Consider the following 16,897-nt stretch of genomic DNA (forward strand, 5'->3'; position numbering starts at 1 on the left):
CCTGCCCCGCCAGCGCCGGCACCTCCTGGATGATGGGGACGCGCTCCAGCGCCAGCAGCGCCCGCGCCTTCGCCCCGTTCATCATCTCCAGCAGGTGCCCCAGCAGGCCAAAGCCCGTCACGTCCGTGAGCGCGTTCACCTTGAACTTCCCCGAGGCGAACACCTCTCCGGCGGAGCGGTTGAGCTGGGACATGACGGCCACCACGCGCTTCGTCAGCGCCTTGGAGGCCATGCCCCGCTTGATGGCGGTGGTGGCGATGCCCGAGCCCAGCGGCTTGGTGAGGATGAGCACGTCCCCCGGCTTCGCGCCCGCGTTGGTGAGCACCTTCTTCGGGTGCACCAGGCCGGTGACGGCCATGCCGTACTTGGGCTCGGGGTCCTGCACGCTGTGGCCACCGAGGATGGGGATGCCCGCCTCGTCCGCCTTCGACTGCCCGCCCGCGAGGATCTTCGAGAGGATGCCGAGCGGCAGCTCCTTGGGGAAGCCCACCAGGTTGAGCGCGAAGATGGGCCGGGCGCCCATCGCGTAGATGTCCGAGAGCGCGTTCGCCGCGGCGATGGCCCCGAACTGGAACGGGTCGTCCACCACCGGCGGGAAGAAGTCCACCGTCTCCACCACGGCCAGGCCGGGCGCCACACGGTACACGGCCGCGTCATCGTTGGTGGCGAACCCCACCAACGCCTGCGGCCCCTTCGCTGTCTTCAAGCGGCGCAGGACCTGCGCCAGATCCGCGGGCCGGAGCTTGGCGGCTCAGCCCGCGCAGTGACTCAGTTCGGTCAGGCGCTTGTGCGTGTGCTGCTCGTCCGCCATGGCATCACCCCTGCTGCACGTACTCGCGCTTGATGAGCTGCACCACCGCCTCGGCCGTCAGCACGTCGTCCTGGTCCGCGTGATCCAGCACCCCGGCCAGGCTGCCGTAGTTGTGCACCAGTTGGAGCACGTCCAGCAGCTCGGGCGTCAGCTCCTTGAGCGGGGCCGTCATGGGCTGGGCCAGCCGGATGGGCGCGGCCATCTCCGGCAGCTGCCCCTGGATGCGCTTGAACTCGTCCAGCTGGCGCAGCGAGTCCATCAGCAGCGCCTCGGTGGACGAGTCCAGCTCCACCATGAACTCCTGGTTGTCCGCCGGACGCAGCTCGAAGTCGCCGTGCTCCCAGGTGATGATGCGGTTGAAGCTCTTCTGCGGCCCCAGGTTGTGGTTCTCGTCGATCACCGCGTAGTACACGCGGCCCTGGCGCAGGTAGATCTTCCCTTCCCGGTCGCTGGTGATGACCAGCACGCCGTTCTTCTTCGACGTGTGGAAGAGCTGGAGCAGATCCGGCAGGGGGATCTCCTCGATCTTCCCCGTCATGGACGAAGTCTTGGTGGAGCGGGCCGCCTGCGCCGCCGCCGCCTCCTCCAGCTTCTGCTTGACGACCTTCTCGTCCACGTTGACCGAGTCGGCGCCCTGCTGGATGAGCTTGAGGATGGAGGTGCCGATGAGGATGCGATCCCCCTCCTTGAGCCGCGCCTGCTTCACCTTCTCGCCGTTGACGAAGGTGCCGTTGGTCGAGCCGAGATCCTCGATGGTGATGTTCCCGGCGCTGATCATGATCTTCGCGTGCTTGCGCGAGACCATGTCCTCGACGAGCACCATGTCCAGCTCGCTCGAACGGCCGATGACGATCTGCTTGTCCGCCTTCAGGGGGAACTCGCCACCCTGATACTTCCCGGAGATGAATTTCAGGGCGTAGTTCTTCGACCCGCTCGGAGTGCTCACGTTACCGAGACCTCGATGAAGAGGGTTTCCATATCAGCTCGCCTGCTCTGCCTTCCCCGACGCCGGCTCCTTCACCAGATTGAGGTACATCCGCGCGCTCTTGTTGTCCGGATCACGCGTGAGGACGTCCTCCCACACCTTCACAGCCTCCGCCCGCTGGCCCGCCGAGTAAAGCGCGATTCCGTAATGGATGCGACCCGGCATGAAGCCCGGGTTCTGCGAGATGGCCTGCTCGAACTGCTGGAGGGCCTCGGGGTGCCGGCCCGCGTCCCTCAGCGCATCCCCCAGCTTGAGCCGGATGTCCACGAAGTGGGGGCACAGGGCCAGGGCGCGCTGGTACTCGCCGATGGCTGGCTCCCAGGCCCCGTTGGAGGCGAACATGTTGCCGATGTCGGCGTACATGTTGGCGATCTTCCCCTTGACGAAGGGATCCATCTCTCCGGGGACGCTCTTCTGCCGGGCGAGGGCGTTCTGGTAGACCTCCTTCGCCTCGGAGTACTTGCCCATGTCGTTGTAGATGACGGCCAGGTTGAGCGCGGCCTCGGTGTAGGCCGGGTTGATGCGGAGCGCCGACTCGAACGCCCGCTGCGCCCGGGCGAACTGGCCCTGGTCGTGGTAGATGATGCCGAGCATGTTGTAGACGTCGGCGAACGAGTGGCTCTGTTCGGCGACCTGCGACAGGTACTGCTCGGCCTGCGCATACTGCTTCTTGTCGAAATACCCGCGCCCGAGGGTAAGAAGCTGCTTGAGGGCCTCGTCCATGTCCCTACCTCGCCAAGCCTGGCGATCAGACCGTTAGCCTACCTGAGCGGGGAGGAAAACAAGAATTCCTGTCCGCGCCGCCGGAGGATCAGCCGGCTCTCCCCCTGCTGGTCCACGGGACGGGAGGGGAGATCGCCCTCCAGGTGCCAGTGCTCGGTGGCCACCGCCTCGTCCCGCTCGAGCCGGATGAACCACGCTTCAGCCCTGTAGCGCCTCCGCTTGAGCGCCAGGAGCATCTCCAGGTCCGGCTGTCCTACCCCCACCGACCCGCCCGCATCCCGCTCCGAACCGGCATCCGCCTCGGGTGGAGCGGACAGCTGCGCCAGCGCCGCCGTGTCCCCGGCTTCCAAGGCCCGCCTGCGCGCCTCCAGCGCCATCACCACCGCCACCAGCCGTGGGGCGAGCCGGCCTTCCGGCGCCCAGCTCCCGTCCCGGAGGACGAAGGGGATCTGCTCCACCCCCAGCGAGCTGATGTCGGTGTCGCCCAGGGTGCCGGTGAAGTCGAGCGTGGCCAGGGCCTCCGCGCGCTGGCCTCCAGGCTCCGCGCGCACGGTGATGCGATCGAAGAAGGCCTCGTGCGCGGTGAGCGGGGCGGGGAGGCCCGGCAGCGAGAGCTTCAGCCCCTCCCGCTCGCGGTTCTTCACCTGGGTGATGATCTCGGCCTCGGGCCCGGCGGCGAAGCCGAGCATGCGGGGCCCCACCACCGCCACGGCGGCAATGGCGAGCGCGGCAATCATGATGCCGCCCAGCCGGCTCCAATCCTCGGAGGACTTCACGAGCCGAGCATGCGCTGGGCCCGCTGCGCGGCGGGCGTATTGGGCATCTGCTGGATGAGCTTGCGCAGCGTCTCCTGGGCGCGGTCGGGCTCCTTGAGCTTCACGTACGCCTCATGGAGGGAGAAGAACGCCTCCTCGTCGTACTGGGTCCCCGAGTAGCGGGCCAGCAGCCCCTCCAGGCGCTGGGCCACCGCGTGCCAGTGCTCGCGCTTGCGGTAGAAGCTCGCCACGTACAGCTCGTGCTCGGCCAGCCGCCGCTTCGCCTCGGCCTGTAGGGCCTTGGCGTCCTTGGCGTACTTCGAGTCCGGATACTGGCGCAGGAAGTCGTTCATCGACTTGAGCGCGGACTGCACCTCGGTCTGGTCCTTCTCCTCCGAGGGAGGCAGGAGGAAGAACTGCGAGGGCATCTCCTTCACGTGGGTGACGGCGGCGCGGTAGGCGGCGTAGTCCACCTGGGGGTGCGTGGGGTGGAGCTTGATGAAGGACTCGTACTTCTCGCGGGCCTCGGGGTACTGCTCCTCCTCGAAGGCCACATCCCCCAGCTTGAGCTCCGCCTCCTTGGAGGCCTCCAGGTAGGGGAACTTCGTCTTCACGTATTCGTAGTACTTCTCCGCCCGCTGGAAGTCGCGGTTGTCCATGGCCTCGTCCCCGAGGTGGAGGTTCTCCTCGGCCTTGGAGGCGTAGTCAGGTTCGCCGGCACCCCTCTGGAGCGAGGCACAGCCGGTGGACAGCAACAGGAGGGCGGTCAGGCAGGCGACGACAAGACGCATAGGCACGTGTGCAAGCTAATCGTCCAGCCCCGAGGGATCCAGCGATGGTTCACCGAGCAGCCGCTGGATGACATCCGAGGAGAAGCCCCGGCTGTGGAGGAGGCGTCCGGCCCGAGCCTGCTCCTTCGGCTCCAGCCGGCGCCCGAGCAGCCCCCGGCCCTCCAACACCTTCCGTGCGGCCTCCAGCGGGTCGAACTCCACGGCCCCGGTGGCGGCGGACAGCGCCTCGCGCGCCTCCTCGCTGCCCAGCCCGTGGGCCTCCAGCCGCTGGAGCACGGCCTGGGGGCCGAGCCTCCCCTTCTGCAGCAGCGAGGCGGCCCTGTCCTTCGCAAAGCGCGCGTCGTCGACGTAGCCGAGCCCCTGGAGCTTCTCCAGCACCTGCTCCCGCACCTGGGCGGAGAACTGCTTGCGCTCCAGGGCGAGCCTGAGCTCGTGCCGGCTCCGGGCGCGCATGGCCAACAGACGCAGGCACATTTCTGTCGCGCGCCGCACTGCCTCGGGGCCTTCGTGCTCCGTGTCCATCGCTTGCTCTCTAGCATGTGGTAACAGGCGCGGCATGCACCCGCTCATTGCCCGCTTCCTCAGCCTCGAAGCCGCCCGGGAGACGTTCCGCAAGGAGAAGGCGGGCGAGCCGCTCGACTCCGAGGAGCAGCTCTTCACCGCCGCCGCCGCCGCGCACCCTCAGCAGCGCGCCGAGGTGCTGGGCGTCACCGGCCGCAAGCTGGCCTCGGATGTCCAGGCCTCGCTCGTGCTGCTGGCCACGCACACGGCCGCGCGCGCCATCGCGCAGGACCCGAAGCTCTCCTCGGTCACCGCCAAGGCCCGCGAGGCGCTCACCTCCGAGGGCGCCAGCGAGGAGGAGTCGGAGGCCTTCATCGCCGCGATCCTCCTGGAGGAGGCCTTCGGCTACGAGGAGGAGATCGACACCTTCGATGCCTCCTTCGTGGAGGAGGCGCTCCACGAGGTGCCCGCGCTCGCCGCCCTCACCCGCGAGGGCGTGGACGCCATGATGCTGAAGTTCTCGCAGAAGGGCGCCACGGACGCGGAGCGGACGGCACGGGCGCACATCGCCAAGAGCCTGTTCGACATCGCCTGGTCGGAGGGCCCAGCGCCCATCAACCCCGAGCACATGGACACGCTCGTGGAGTCGGAGATCGCGGACCAGTCCGAGGAGATTCAGGAGGCCCGGCTGCGCGCCACGGTGGAGCTGCTGCAGTTGCTCTCGCAGCAGGGGCTCATCGGGCCCATGCGCCTGACCCGCCTGAGGGCTCAGATTGGCGACGAGGACGCCTGATGTTCAGGCTTGCTCGTCGGGCAAGAGCGTGCGCAGCAGCTCGTCGTCCGGGCCGAGCGGACGCCAGCCGGGGGGAGGCGGATTGGCGAGGAGCGCTGCGCTGACCTTCCTTGCTCGGTCTTGATGAGTAAACGGTTGGAGTCGTCCAGCACGGCCGGCCAGCCGTTGGGGAGACCTTCGGACAGCTCGCGCACAAGCTGTCCGCGCGCCAAGCGCGTAAGCTGGTGGTTCCGCTCCGCCTGGACTTGGCCCGCCATCTTCCAGAAGAGACGGGCCGAGCCCATAAGCGTATTCCTCAGAACCGCTCGATGCTGAAGTCGTCGTCGCCCCCCTGCGCCGCGGCGGCGGGCGGAGGCGGAGGACGCGCTCCCGGAGCGGCGGCAGGCCGAGCCCCCGTAGCCGCCGCGGGAGGCGGAGGAGGACGCGCCCCCGGAGCCGGAGTCGCCGGGCCTGGACGAGCCCCCGCCGCCGGAGCCGGAGCCCCGCCACCCGGAGCGCCCTTCTGGGCGAACTGGTTGGTGCCCGGCACCGGGCGCTGCTCGCCGGCCTTGCTGTCGAAGTTGTCCCACTTGGAGTCGGCCGTGCCGCTGATGCCCGAGAAGCGCAGCGCGAAGTCGTCCGGGTTGGTCGCCTGACGGTGGGCCTCCTCGTACGAGACCAGCCCGTTGCGCACCAGCCCCATCAGCGACTGATCGAACGTCTGCATCCCGTAGGTGTCGAAGCCCTGGGCGATGGCGTCGTGGATCTCCTTGGTGCGGTCCTTGTCCTCGATGAGCTCGCGCACGCGCGCCGTCACGCGCAAGACCTCCACGGCGGCCACGCGGCCCTTGCCGTCCGCGCGCGGGATGAGGCGCTGGCTGACCACCGCCTTGAGCACCGCGGCCAGCTGCAAGCGCACCTGCTTCTGCTGGTGCGGAGGGAAGGCGGACACGATGCGGTTGATGGTCTCCGTGGCGTCCAGCGTGTGCAGCGTGGACATCACCAGGTGGCCCGTCTCGGCGGCGTGCAGCGCCGTCTCGATCGTCTCGTAGTCACGCATCTCGCCCACGAGGATCACGTCCGGGTCCTGCCGCAGCGCGCTCTTGAGGGCCTGCGAGAACGAGAGCGTGTCCACGCCCACCTCGCGCTGGTTGATGATGGAGCGCTTGTCACGGATGAGGAACTCGATCGGGTCCTCGACCGTCATGATGTGGTTGGTCTCGTTGGCGTTGATGTGATCGATCATCGCCGCGAGCGTGGTGGACTTACCCGAGCCCGTGGTCCCCGTGACGAGGATCAGCCCGCGCTCCTCACCGACGATCTTCTCGAGGATGGGCGGCAGGAGCAGATCCTTGATGGTCATCACCTTGAAGGGGATGACGCGGAGCACCGAGCCGATGGTGCCGCGCTGCTGGAAGATGTTCACGCGGAAGCGGCCCAGGCCGGGCACTCCGTAGGCGAGGTCCACCTCGTTGCTCGCCTTGAACTTCTCCTTCTGGAACTCGTTCATGATGCCGAACGCCATCCGCGCCACTTCCTCCGGCGGCAGCCGCTTGCCGTCCTTGAGGGGCACGAGCGAGCCGTCCACGCGGAACATGGGCGGCAGTCCGGCCTTGAGATGGATATCCGAGGCGCCGCCTCGAAGTGCGATCTGAAGAATCTCGTTGAGTTCCATGGTCGGGTCCGGATGCTAGCACCGCCTCCGGGCCGGGCGAAGAGACCCCTCTTTTCAAAGTCCAAAAGCACAACGGCGGAGGCCTCCGAGAAGGAGACCCCCGCCGCTGAAGTTGCTCCCGTGAGGAGCAGACAGGCTAGCGCTTGGAGAACTGGAACCGGCGGCGCGCACCCGGCTGGCCGTACTTCTTGCGCTCGACGGCGCGGGCGTCGCGGGTGAGGAAGCCGGCCTTCTTCAGCACCGGGCGGAACTCCGGGTTGAAGGCGCACAGCGCGCGGGCGATGCCGTGGCGGATGGCGCCCGCCTGGCCGGACAGGCCGCCGCCCTTCACGTTCACGGTCAGATCGATCTTGCCCTTCTGCTCGAGGATCTCGAGCGGCTGGAAGAGCACCATCTTGGACGTCTCGCGGCCGAAGTAGTTGTTGATGTCGCGGCCGTTGACCGTCACGGCGCCAGTGCCGGCCTTGATCCACACGCGGGCGGTGGCCTCCTTGCGGCGGCCGGTGGCATAGAAACCATTCTCAGGATTGATAGGCATGGGGTTCTGCTCTCGTCATCAAAGGTGGGGAGAAGGTTACGCCTCGACCTCGCGCGTGGCGGGCTTCTGCGCGGCGTGGGGGTGGGTGTCACCCGCGTAGACCTTGAGCTTGGTCATCATCTGCCGGCCCAGCGCGTTGCGCGGGAGCATGCGGCGCACGGCGTTGATGATGATGTCCTCGGGGTGCCGCTCACGCAGCTTCTCGAGGTTGGTGATCTTCAGGGCGCCCGGGAAGCCGGCCCGCGGGTGGCGGTAGTACCGCTTGTCCTGCTCCTTGGTGCCCGTCACCTTCACCTTCGAGGCGTTGATGACGACGACGTGATCGCCCGTGTCGATGGACGGGGTGTAGATGGGCTTGTGCTTGCCCTTGAGCAGCATGGCGATCTGGCTGGCGGCGCGGCCCAGCACCTTGTCCGAGACGTCCACCATGTGCCACTGGCGCTTGATGTCCGACGCTTTCGCGCTGTAGGTCCTCTGCGACATTGTTTGCACTCCAAAACTCTGCTGCGGCGACCGCGTGCGCAGATCGCCTGACATAGTCGAACCAACCACGGGTCCTTCCTGAATACTCCAGGGTGAGGCCCGGAAAGGCCGACCCTCTTAGGAGGACGGAAGGGGTAAGTCAAGGGCGCGGCGCAGGCAGGGGCCACAAACCCCACTTTCAGCCCGCCTTCTGCCTAAGTCGGGGCCGGTCCCCCGCCTGCCCCCTTGGCCTTGAAGCGCTCTTTCAGGTTGGCGAAGAAGTTCTTCTCCTCGGTGGTGGGGGCGCCTGTCCGGGGGGCTTCCAGATCGATCAGCTCCACGGTCTCGGCCGGCAGGTCCTCCAGGAACCGGGAGGGAGTACAGGGCACGTCCTTGCCCCGCTTCACCCGGATGGCGGCCCGCGTCAGGTAGAGCAGCTCCTTGGCCCGGGTAATCCCCACGTAGCAGAGCCGGCGCTCCTCCTCGAGGTTCTGCGCCTCGCCCTGCATGCCGCCGTGGGGCATCAGCCCCTCCTCCAGGCCAATGAAGAAGACCAGCCGGTACTCCAGCCCCTTCGAGGCGTGCACCGTCATCAAGGTGACGCGCCGATTGCCGCCAGGGACTTCCTCTTCCTCCTGCCGCGTGTCCAGGCTCAGCCGGTTCAGGTAGGTCAGCAGGCTGGCCTTGGGCCCCTCGCGCTTCTCGAAGTTCTCCAGCGAGGTGAGCACCTGCTCCACGGACTTCAGCTTCTTGTCCGCCGAGGTGGCCGACAGCGCCATCGAGCGCGCCGCCTCCTTGAAGCCGATCTCCTCCAGCAGCTGGCGCGTCACCTGCGCCAGGTTGCCACCCTCGAAGAGCCCCCGGTAGCGCTCGATCATCCGGAGGAACTCGCGGACCTTGCCTCCCGCGCCCGCCGGCAAGTCCTCGTACTGCTCGCCGCGCTCCATGGCCTCCCACAGCGACACGCCGTCGGCCCGCGCGTGCGTGTGCAGCCGCTCCATCGTCACGTCGCCGATGCCTCGCGCCGGCACGTTGACGATCCGCAGCAGGCTCACCTCGTCCTTCGGATTGGCGATCACCTTGAAGTAGGCGATGACGTCCTTCACCTCGCGCCGATCGAAGAACTCGCTGCCGCCCACCACCTCGTAGCCAATGCCCTTCTCGCGCAGGGACTCCTCGATGGGCCGGGACTGGCCGTTGGTGCGGTAGAGCACGGCGATCTCATCCGCGGGGATGCCGTGGGCGATCTGCTTCTCCACCTCCCGCGCCACGTAGCGGGCCTCCTCCTCCTCGTTGGGGCACTTCACCACCTTGATGCGCTCGCCGCCCGCGCGGTCCGTCCACATGCGCTTGGCCTTGCGCTCGGGGTTCTTCGCGATCACCGCGTTGGCCGCGTCCAGCACCGTCTGCATCGAGCGGTAGTTCTGCTCCAGCCGCACCTCCTTCGTGCCCGGGAAGTAGCGATCAAACTGGAGGATGTTCTTCACCTCGGCGCCGCGCCAGCTGTAGATGGCCTGATCGTCGTCCCCCACCGCGCACACGTTCTTCGCCTCGCCGGCCAGCAGCTGCAGCAGGTCCATCTGCGCCAGGTTCGTGTCCTGGAACTCGTCCACCAGCAGGTAGCGGAAGCGCCGGGTGTACTTGTGCCGCAGATCCTCGTGCTCGCGCATCAGCCGCGCCGGCAGCACCAGCAGATCATCGAAGTCCACCGAGCCCTGCGCCTTCAGCGCCAGCTGATAGCCCGGGTACACCAGGTGGGTGATCAGATCGTAGTCGTCGCCCATCCCCTCGGGCTTCACCTCCGGCGGGCGGCCCGAGTTCTTCGCCTTCGAGATGAGCGTGAGCACCTTGCGCGCGTCGAAGGCCCGGTCATCCACCTTGTGGTCGCGCATGGCCCGGCGGATGAGCGACAGCTGATCTCCCATGTCCGCGATGGCGAACTTCTTCGGCCAGCCCAGCCGGTGGATGTCCTCGCGCAGCAGCTCCGCACCAAAGGCGTGGAAGGTGCACACCAGGACACCCTGTGCGCGCTGCCCCGCCATCTTCACCAGCCGCTCCTTCATCTCGGTGGCGGCTTTATTCGTGAAGGTGACGGCCAGGATGTTGCGAGCCGTGGCCCCGAACGGCCGCTCGTTGAGCAGGTGGACGATGCGGTGGGTGATGACGCGCGTCTTCCCACTGCCCGCGCCCGCCAGCACGAGCAGCGGGCCCTCGAGGGTGGTCACGGCCTCGCGCTGTGGGGGGTTGAGCTTCGAAAGGTCCATTGCGCGCCGCGCGGGGATACCTTTTGATCGGCTCGTGCGCGAAATCAAATCCCATCTGGCCCTGCCCCTCCTCCTGCTCGCGCTCGCGCCGGGCTTGGGTTGTACGGTGGACAGCCGCTCCCCGGCGGCCACGCCCCCCGCCGTGGAGGTGGCCACTCCGCCCTCACCGTGCGTGTACTTCAAGGATCTGGCGCCCTTCCTCCCGGACTCCCTGGACGGCTACACCCACGCCACCACCGAGGGCTCCACCGGCAAGTACGGCGAGGTCTCCGTCAGCGAGGCCGAGCGCACCTTCACGCGAGGTGAGGATCGCGAGGTGAAGGTACGCATCGTGGACACCACGCTGGGAGGGAAGATCGCCAAAGCCATCAAGGCGGCGGCCGAGGACGGCAAGCAGAAGGCCGCGAGCGATCCGACGGCGCCCATCTTCTGGGAGGCGGCGGTGGGCTTCGTGCGCTACGACGCGGCGGAGGTGACGGCGGAGGCGAACCTGCTGGTGGGAGACCGGTACGTGGTGGCGGTGACGAGCCGCGGCTTCCCGAACACGGTGGAGGTGCGGCGGGTGGCGCGGGGGCTCGATCTCGCGAGGCTGGCGCAACTGCGGTAAGACCCGATTGGAAGGAGTCTCTCGAGTGAAGGAGAAAGCAACGCGCGCGCCCACGCCGGAGCCGGGCGAGGAGGCAGCGGCGCGACAGGCGGTGGTGGCGCTGGGCAAGCGGGAGTTCATGGAGCAGTTCCAGAAGCTGTCCAAGGGGTTCGCCGCGGATCCAGGCAACCCGGGCTCGTACTCGTGCGAGGGGTGCCAGCGCTGCGCCAACTGCATGTTCTGCAAGGACTGCGACAGCTGCTACCACTGCACCCACTGCGTGCGCTGCGAGCTGTGCAACAACTGCTCGCACTGCGTGGACTCGAAGAGCTGCCACGCGTGCGCCTACTGCGTGCAGTGCGAGAACTGCACCGGCAGCGCGTACCTGCTGTTGTGCCACAACCTGCAGGACTGCAACTACTGCTTCGGCTGCGTGGGCCTGTCCAAGAAGGACTTCCACATCCTCAACGTGCCCTTCTCCCGTACCGAGTACTTCAAGGTCACCAACCGGCTGCGCAAGGAGCTGGGCATCTCCTGAGCCCGTGGCCTGTCTGCTCGGCGACCCGGCACGAGGTTCCGGGTTCTCGAAGCAGGCCCATCCCCTGTAGAAGACGGAAGCTCATGCGGGCAGTCCTTCGCTCACCCCTCGTGTCCCTGCTGCTGCTGCTCTGCGCCTTCGAGGGCGCGGCGGCGGCGCGGACCCGGCTCCATCGCAAGAGCCTCGTCGATCGCAGCCCCGATGAGGCGCGCGTGGAGCGCGTCCTCCAGTCCCTGTCCCTGCGCGAGAAGGTGGGCCAGCTGCTGCTCGCCTATCCGCAGATCAGCAAGGACGGCCCCGTGGAGGCGGGCGGCGTGCTGTTCGTGGGGCCCACGCTCCGGAAGATCCACGCCGCCAAGGTCCGCATCCGCTCCAGCCGCCAGCGGGCGCACATCCCCCCGTTCTTCGCCGTGGACATCGAGGGCGGCAGCTTCAACCGGCTCAACCGCTACCCCTCCATCAAGGATCTGCCCCTGGCCCGGGACATGGCGGCGCTGGAGGAGCCCGTCGTCGAGGCCTGGGGCGTGCGCGTCGGCAAGGCCATGCGCGCGGTGGGGCTCAACATGAACCTCGCCCCCGTGTTCGACGTGTCCTCCACCGGCCACATGTTCCGCAACGGCCGCTCGTTCTCCGGAGACCCCGAGGTGGTGAAGAAGAAGGCCACCGCCTTCGCCCGAGGCCTCATGCGGGCGGGCGTCATCGCCATCGGCAAGCACTTCCCGGGTTATGGAGATCTCGACTCGGACTCGGACCACGAGCACGCCACCGTGGACTGGGACCCGGAGCGCGTCCGGGCCCAGGCCTCGGTGTTCCGCGCCGCGGATCCGTTCCTGGGCGGGGTGATGATGTCGAACATCGTCTACTCGAAGTTCGGCCCCAAGCCCGCCATCCTCGAGCCGGCGCTCGTGTCCCTGGCTCACGAGAACGGCTGGATCACCATCACCGATGACGTGGCCATCCAAGCCCTGGCCGAGCAGATCGGCGCCGAGCGCGAGGAGGTGGTCCGCCAGGCCTTCCTCGCCGGGAATGATCTCATCCTCACCACCGAGCCTCCGGACTGGAGCGGAGGCCTGGACTACTTCGGCATCATCACGAGGCTGGCCGAGTCCGACCCCAAGATGGCCGGGCAGCTCGACGCGGCCGTGCGCCGTGTCCTGCGCTTGAAGGATCGGCTGGGCCTGCTGGACAAGATGTAGGCCACCCCACAGGGCTCCGGGCGGGCGTCCAGGCGGGCTCTCGCGAGCCTCTGGCAAACAGCCCCCGTTCTCCGTTAGGGTGTCTGGCACCTGAGGAGCGCTGCAACGGGGCCTCGTCCCCGCCAGGCTCAGGTTCTGTAACGGCGCTCGCTGACTCGTGGCTGAAGGCCCGGGAGGCGAGCAGAAGCCCGCGCTCCTCCCTTCAGCCCCCTACTCAGGAGCAAACACATGAGGGCTGCCACCGACTTGAGCAAGTTCACCGATTACCGCGTCGCCGACATCAAGCTGGCCGACTGGGGCCGCAAGGAGATCGCCATCGCCGAGACCGAGATGCCCGGTCTCATGGCCATCCGCCAGGAGTACGCCAAGACGCAGCCGCTCAAGGGCGCGCGCATCGCCGGCTCGCTCCACATGACGATCCAGACCGCGGTGCTCATCCAGACGCTGGAGGCGCTGGGCGCCGAGGTCCGCTGGGCCTCGTGCAACATCTTCTCCACGCAGGACCACGCCGCCTCCGCCATCGCCGCCAACGGCACGCCCGTGTTCGCCTACAAGGGCGAGAACCTGGACGAGTACTGGGAGTTCACCCACAAGATCTTCGACTTCGCCAGCGGCGGGCCGAACATGATCCTCGACGACGGCGGCGACGCCACGCTGCTGCTCCACCTGGGCAGCCGCGCCGAGAAGGACGCCTCCGTGCTGTCCAAGCCCGGCAGCGAGGAGGAGATCTCCCTCTTCAACTCGATCAAGAAGCGGCTGGCCGAGAAGCCCGGCTGGTACTCGAAGACGGCCGCGGGCATCCAGGGCGTCACCGAGGAGACCACCACCGGCGTGCACCGGCTCTACCAGATGGCCAAGGAGGGCAAGCTGATGTTCCCGGCCATCAACGTGAATGACTCGGTCACCAAGTCCAAGTTCGACAACATCTACGGCTGCCGCGAGTCCCTGGTGGACGGCATCAAGCGCGCCACGGATGTCATGATCGCCGGCAAGGTGGCCGTGGTGGCCGGCTTCGGCGAGGTGGGCAAGGGCTCGGCCCAGGCGCTGCGCGGGCTCCAGGCCCAGGTGTGGGTCACCGAGATCGATCCCATCTGCGCGCTCCAGGCCGCCATGGAGGGCTACCGCGTGGTCACCATGGACTACGCCGCCGAGCACGCCGACATCTTCGTCACCGCCACCGGCAACTTCCGCGTCATCACCCACGAGCACATGAAGCGGATGAAGAACAACGCCATCGTCTGCAACATCGGCCACTTCGACAACGAGATCGATGTGGCCAGCCTCAAGCAGTACAAGTGGGAGAACATCAAGCCCCAGGTCGACCACATCATCTTCCCGAACAACAAGCGCATCATCCTGCTGGCCGAGGGCCGGCTGGTGAACCTGGGCTGCGGCACCGGCCACCCCAGCTACGTGATGAGCTCCTCGTTCGCCAACCAGGTGCTGGCGCAGTTGGAGATCTTCACCCAGCCCGGCAAGTACAAGCCGGGCGTGTACATGCTGCCGCGGCACCTGGATGAGAAGGTGGCGCGCCTGCAGCTCACCAAGCTGGGCGCCATGCTCACCGAGCTCACCCCCGAGCAGGCCAGCTACATCGGCGTGCCCAAGCAGGGCCCGTACAAGAGCGACCACTACCGCTACTAGGCCGCTCCCCTCCCCCTCCGGCGCGCCGGAGCGGGCTCGATAATTGTCAAGAAAAGGGTCACCTCGGACGACGGGGTGGCCCTTTTTCTTTGCGCTAAGCCCCTGAAATCAAAGAGGTTACAGCCCCACGCAACTTCCTGCCTACATGTCAGATAATTAGAGCAGTCAGCCCACAACACCCTGGGAGCTCGTCATGGTTCGCAACGCCGGGAAGCTGTTGATCGTCGCGGTGGCCCTGTTCTCGACGGCCTCGTGGGCGGGTCCCCTGGCGCTGTGGGTGGGGCAGACGACGTTCCTGGGCTTCCCCGGGCGCGGCAGCCAGGTGGAGGTCTCCGACGCGTCGGTGATCTCGGTGGCGACGTCCAAGAGCGGCGCGGAGATCCGCGCCCTGCACCCGGGCACCAGCCGGGTGACGCTGCGGCTGCGCGACGGGGAGACGCATGAGTTCGTCGTGCACGTCACCCCGAGCGGCGCGGAGGTGTACTCCACGTCCCGCGCCGAGCTGGAGCACAGCGGCTTCAGCCTCTCCCCCGCTCCCGTGGTGAGCAAGCGCGGCACCGCGCAGGCCCGCAAGTCCGAGCAGGGCAAGGCCGGCAAGGAGCTGCGCACCGCCGAGCGTGACGCGAAGGCCAGCCGCCCCCGCGCTTAGCCTGCTCGCTCTCCCGGAGGGGAGGCTGGCAATGGCTCGCAAGACTTCCAGCACTGGACAGATGAGCGGCGCGCGCCTTGTCCGGATGGACACGTTTTGTTAGCCCCTGACCCCAGCTACCATGAGAGTCCATGCGCCTCGGACAGCCCCTTCCGCCCGGGCATAGTCTCCTTCCAGCGGAGGGCAGTTCAGCCCACAATTCTCCGACGGCGGAAGCGACGGCTCGCCTCCGCGTGCTGGTGAACCTCTCCCGGCAACTGGCGGAGGCCGAGTCCGACCTCGAGCTCGTCCTCGACACCGTCTCCTCGCACATCGTGGCGATGCTCGGGGACGGCTGTGCCGTCTTCCTGCTCATGGAGGACGACACGGGGCTCGAGCCGGTCACCATCCATCACCGGGATCCGGAGCGGTGCAAGGTGCTGGAGCAGATCAACACGATGCGGAAGCTGCGCATCGGTGAGGGGTTCACGGGAGCGGCCGTCTCCTCGGGCAAGTCCCTCTACCTGCCCTCTGTGGATCCTGCGCTCCTGCAGCGCGCCGCGGTCCCGGAGTTCACGGCGTACCTGGAGAGCGTGGGCGTCAGCAGCCTGCTGGTGGTGCCCCTGTCGGGGAAGGATCGCGTCCACGGAGCGTTCTGGCTGTCTCGCGATTCGGGCAGCCCTCCCTACACCCAGGCCGACCTGGAGCTGCTCGAGGCGCTCGCGGACTGCGCGGCCTTGGCGATGGACAGCGCGCGGCTCCACGCCCGGCACCGAGACGACCGCCTGCAACTGGAGCGGGCCGCGGCGCGGACGGCCAGGCTGCAGCAGGTCACCGCAGCGCTCTCGGGCGCGGCCACTCCCCAGCAGGTGGCGGACGTCGTCGCCCACATCGCGATCGCCTCCCTGGGGGGAGTCGCGGGCTCGCTCGTGCTGCCGAACGAGTCGCGCACCGATCTGGAGATCGTCTCCCACGTGGGCCACACCCACACGCCCCACATCCTCCAGCGCTTCCAGACGTTGCCCATCACCGCGGACAACCCGGTCGCGGTCGCGTACCGCAAGGGCAGGGCGTTCTACTTCGAGGATCTGGCGAGATACGGCGCGCAGTATCCCGCGCTCCTGACCTTCGCGGCGGAGGCGGGTTACCAGGCCGCCGCGGCGCTGCCGCTGAAGTCGCGTGGCGACGTGCTCGGGGTGCTCTGGGTCCGCTTCTCCACGCCCCGCGTGTTCGACGAGCTGGAGCGCGGGCTCATGTCCACCATGATGGAGCAGAGCGCGCAAGCGCTGGAGCGAGCATGGCTCTACACCCGGGCTCAGCGGGCCGTCGCTCAACGTGACGAACTGCTGTCGGTGGTGGCGCATGAGCTGCGCACGCCGCTGGCCGCGATGAAGCTCCAGATCCAATCGCTGCAGCGCAACCTGGTGCGTGCCGTCCCGGGGGAGGGCACGGGAGGCCTGCTCAACACGAAGGCCGACGCGGTGGACCGTCAGGTCAAGCGGCTGGAGGCGCTGGTCACGGATCTGCTGGATCTCTCGCAGATCACGGCCGGCAAGCTCATGCTCCGCATCGAGGAGGTGGATCTGGTGGACCTCGCGCACGAGGTCTGCGAGCGGATGGCCGAAGAGGCCAGTCGCGCGAAGAGCCCCCTCCTGGTTCATGCCGAGGGGTCCATGTGGGGGCAGTGGGATCGAGCCCGAGTCGATCAGGTGCTCTCCAACCTCTTGAGCAACGCGCTCAAGTACGCCGCGGGCAAGCCCATCGAGATCACGATCTCGGCCGATGGCACCCAGGCCCGCCTGACGGTTCGAGACCAGGGCATTGGCATCCCGCCGGAGGACCACGCGCGGATCTTCGAGCGGTTCGAGCGCGCCGTCCCCGGCCAGAACTACAGCGGCTTCGGCGTGGGGCTGTGGATCTGCAAGCAGAGCATCCAGGCGCTGGGAGGCCGGATCCGGGTGGCCCAGAGCGCGCCCGGCCAGGGCTCCACCTTCGAGGTCACCCTGCCCTGCTGCCGGAAGCAGTGAG

The 16,897-nt window shown here is 67.8% G+C and carries 17 protein-coding genes, 1 pseudogene and 1 riboswitch; of the genes and pseudogenes, 7 read left to right on the forward strand and 11 right to left on the reverse strand.

All coding sequences use genetic code 11. The annotated features are described in order from the left end of the window. The 6 genes from selD to ACJ8AT_RS16750 all read right to left on the reverse strand — a co-directional run. Positions 1 to 811, reverse strand: an 811-nt coding sequence (gene selD, locus ACJ8AT_RS16725) for a selenide, water dikinase SelD (RefSeq protein ID WP_407738737.1), incomplete at its 3' end; no start/stop codon positions are given. 4 nt (positions 812 to 815) lie between these two features. Next, positions 816 to 1,757 carry an FHA domain-containing protein gene (locus tag ACJ8AT_RS16730; RefSeq protein WP_407738738.1) on the reverse strand — a complete coding sequence of 314 codons (942 nt, stop codon included), beginning with the start codon at positions 1,755 to 1,757 and terminating at the stop codon, positions 816 to 818. Positions 1,758 to 1,790: 33 nt separating this feature from the next. Further along, positions 1,791 to 2,519: a tetratricopeptide repeat protein gene (locus tag ACJ8AT_RS16735; protein ID WP_407738739.1), complete on the reverse strand. Its 729-nt coding sequence runs from the start codon at positions 2,517 to 2,519 to the stop codon at positions 1,791 to 1,793. A 38-nt stretch (positions 2,520 to 2,557) separates the two neighbouring features. After that, a complete protein-coding gene (locus tag ACJ8AT_RS16740) occupies positions 2,558 to 3,295 on the reverse strand; it encodes a hypothetical protein (RefSeq protein ID WP_407738740.1) in 738 nt (245 codons plus the stop codon). Beyond that, on the reverse strand, positions 3,292 to 4,065 hold the full coding sequence (locus ACJ8AT_RS16745; protein WP_407738766.1) for an outer membrane protein assembly factor BamD: 774 nt from the start codon (positions 4,063 to 4,065) through the stop codon (positions 3,292 to 3,294). The genes ACJ8AT_RS16740 and ACJ8AT_RS16745 overlap by 4 nt, the downstream gene beginning before the upstream one ends. A gap of 15 nt (positions 4,066 to 4,080) precedes the next feature. After that, a complete protein-coding gene (locus ACJ8AT_RS16750; RefSeq protein WP_407738741.1) occupies positions 4,081 to 4,587 on the reverse strand; it encodes a regulatory protein RecX in 507 nt (168 codons plus the stop codon). A gap of 34 nt (positions 4,588 to 4,621) precedes the next feature. Here ACJ8AT_RS16750 and ACJ8AT_RS16755 point away from each other — a divergent pair, with 34 nt between their 5' ends. After that, positions 4,622 to 5,359, forward strand: a complete 738-nt coding sequence (locus ACJ8AT_RS16755; protein ID WP_407738742.1) for a hypothetical protein — start codon at positions 4,622 to 4,624, stop codon at positions 5,357 to 5,359. Between the two features lie 3 nt (positions 5,360 to 5,362). Here ACJ8AT_RS16755 and ACJ8AT_RS16760 read toward each other — a convergent pair. The 5 genes and pseudogenes from ACJ8AT_RS16760 to ACJ8AT_RS16780 all read right to left on the reverse strand — a co-directional run. Continuing rightward, positions 5,363 to 5,601, reverse strand: a pseudogene (locus ACJ8AT_RS16760) (NUDIX hydrolase); the annotation flags it as partial. A 53-nt stretch (positions 5,602 to 5,654) separates the two neighbouring features. Further along, positions 5,655 to 7,013, reverse strand: a complete 1,359-nt coding sequence (locus tag ACJ8AT_RS16765; RefSeq protein WP_407738743.1) for a type IV pilus twitching motility protein PilT — start codon at positions 7,011 to 7,013, stop codon at positions 5,655 to 5,657. A gap of 136 nt (positions 7,014 to 7,149) precedes the next feature. Continuing rightward, on the reverse strand, positions 7,150 to 7,551 hold the full coding sequence (gene rpsI, locus ACJ8AT_RS16770) for a 30S ribosomal protein S9 (RefSeq protein WP_407738744.1): 402 nt from the start codon (positions 7,549 to 7,551) through the stop codon (positions 7,150 to 7,152). A 36-nt stretch (positions 7,552 to 7,587) separates the two neighbouring features. Beyond that, entirely contained in the window at positions 7,588 to 8,034 is a 447-nt protein-coding gene (gene rplM / locus ACJ8AT_RS16775; protein WP_407738745.1) for a 50S ribosomal protein L13, read from the reverse strand. 194 nt (positions 8,035 to 8,228) lie between these two features. Then, complete coding sequence (locus tag ACJ8AT_RS16780) at positions 8,229 to 10,277, reverse strand: ATP-dependent helicase (RefSeq protein ID WP_407738746.1); 2,049 nt, start codon at positions 10,275 to 10,277, stop codon at positions 8,229 to 8,231. Positions 10,278 to 10,383: 106 nt separating this feature from the next. Between ACJ8AT_RS16780 and ACJ8AT_RS16785 the strand changes: the two genes are divergently transcribed. The 6 genes from ACJ8AT_RS16785 to ACJ8AT_RS16810 all read left to right on the forward strand — a co-directional run bounded on the left by ACJ8AT_RS16785 (position 10,384) and on the right by ACJ8AT_RS16810 (position 16,896). Beyond that, on the forward strand, positions 10,384 to 10,884 hold the full coding sequence (locus ACJ8AT_RS16785; protein WP_407738767.1) for a hypothetical protein: 501 nt from the start codon (positions 10,384 to 10,386) through the stop codon (positions 10,882 to 10,884). Positions 10,885 to 10,909: 25 nt separating this feature from the next. Next, positions 10,910 to 11,401, forward strand: a complete 492-nt coding sequence (locus tag ACJ8AT_RS16790) for a caib/baif family protein (RefSeq protein ID WP_407738747.1) — start codon at positions 10,910 to 10,912, stop codon at positions 11,399 to 11,401. An 83-nt stretch (positions 11,402 to 11,484) separates the two neighbouring features. Further along, positions 11,485 to 12,597, forward strand: a complete 1,113-nt coding sequence (locus ACJ8AT_RS16795) for a glycoside hydrolase family 3 N-terminal domain-containing protein (protein WP_407738748.1) — start codon at positions 11,485 to 11,487, stop codon at positions 12,595 to 12,597. Positions 12,598 to 12,684: 87 nt separating this feature from the next. Beyond that, a riboswitch (S-adenosyl-L-homocysteine riboswitch) is annotated at positions 12,685 to 12,753 on the forward strand. Positions 12,754 to 12,825: 72 nt separating this feature from the next. Continuing rightward, positions 12,826 to 14,241 carry an adenosylhomocysteinase gene (gene ahcY / locus ACJ8AT_RS16800; RefSeq protein WP_407738749.1) on the forward strand — a complete coding sequence of 472 codons (1,416 nt, stop codon included), beginning with the start codon at positions 12,826 to 12,828 and terminating at the stop codon, positions 14,239 to 14,241. A gap of 193 nt (positions 14,242 to 14,434) precedes the next feature. Next, a complete protein-coding gene (locus tag ACJ8AT_RS16805) occupies positions 14,435 to 14,890 on the forward strand; it encodes a hypothetical protein (RefSeq protein ID WP_407738750.1) in 456 nt (151 codons plus the stop codon). 233 nt (positions 14,891 to 15,123) lie between these two features. Further along, entirely contained in the window at positions 15,124 to 16,896 is a 1,773-nt protein-coding gene (locus tag ACJ8AT_RS16810; protein ID WP_407738751.1) for an ATP-binding protein, read from the forward strand. The last annotated feature ends 1 nt before the right edge of the window (position 16,897 follow it).

It is taken from the genome of Hyalangium sp., assembly GCF_045802625.1.
Classification (GTDB): Bacteria; Myxococcota; Myxococcia; order Myxococcales; family Myxococcaceae; genus Hyalangium.

Excerpts from the sequence above, each read along its gene's own strand:
- ACJ8AT_RS16735 (WP_407738739.1), bottom strand. The coding sequence starts at position 2,519 with ATGGACGAGGCCCTCAAGCAGCTTCTTACCCTCGGGCGCGGGTATTTC.
- ACJ8AT_RS16745 (WP_407738766.1), bottom strand. The coding sequence starts at position 4,065 with ATGCGTCTTGTCGTCGCCTGCCTGACCGCCCTCCTGTTGCTGTCCACC.
- ACJ8AT_RS16750 (WP_407738741.1), bottom strand. The coding sequence starts at position 4,587 with ATGGACACGGAGCACGAAGGCCCCGAGGCAGTGCGGCGCGCGACAGAA.
- ACJ8AT_RS16755 (WP_407738742.1), top strand. The coding sequence starts at position 4,622 with ATGCACCCGCTCATTGCCCGCTTCCTCAGCCTCGAAGCCGCCCGGGAG.
- ACJ8AT_RS16765 (WP_407738743.1), bottom strand. The coding sequence starts at position 7,013 with ATGGAACTCAACGAGATTCTTCAGATCGCACTTCGAGGCGGCGCCTCG.
- rpsI (WP_407738744.1), bottom strand. The coding sequence starts at position 7,551 with ATGCCTATCAATCCTGAGAATGGTTTCTATGCCACCGGCCGCCGCAAG.
- rplM (WP_407738745.1), bottom strand. The coding sequence starts at position 8,034 with ATGTCGCAGAGGACCTACAGCGCGAAAGCGTCGGACATCAAGCGCCAG.
- ACJ8AT_RS16780 (WP_407738746.1), bottom strand. The coding sequence starts at position 10,277 with ATGGACCTTTCGAAGCTCAACCCCCCACAGCGCGAGGCCGTGACCACC.
- ACJ8AT_RS16795 (WP_407738748.1), top strand. The coding sequence starts at position 11,485 with ATGCGGGCAGTCCTTCGCTCACCCCTCGTGTCCCTGCTGCTGCTGCTC.
- ahcY (WP_407738749.1), top strand. The coding sequence starts at position 12,826 with ATGAGGGCTGCCACCGACTTGAGCAAGTTCACCGATTACCGCGTCGCC.
- ACJ8AT_RS16805 (WP_407738750.1), top strand. The coding sequence starts at position 14,435 with ATGGTTCGCAACGCCGGGAAGCTGTTGATCGTCGCGGTGGCCCTGTTC.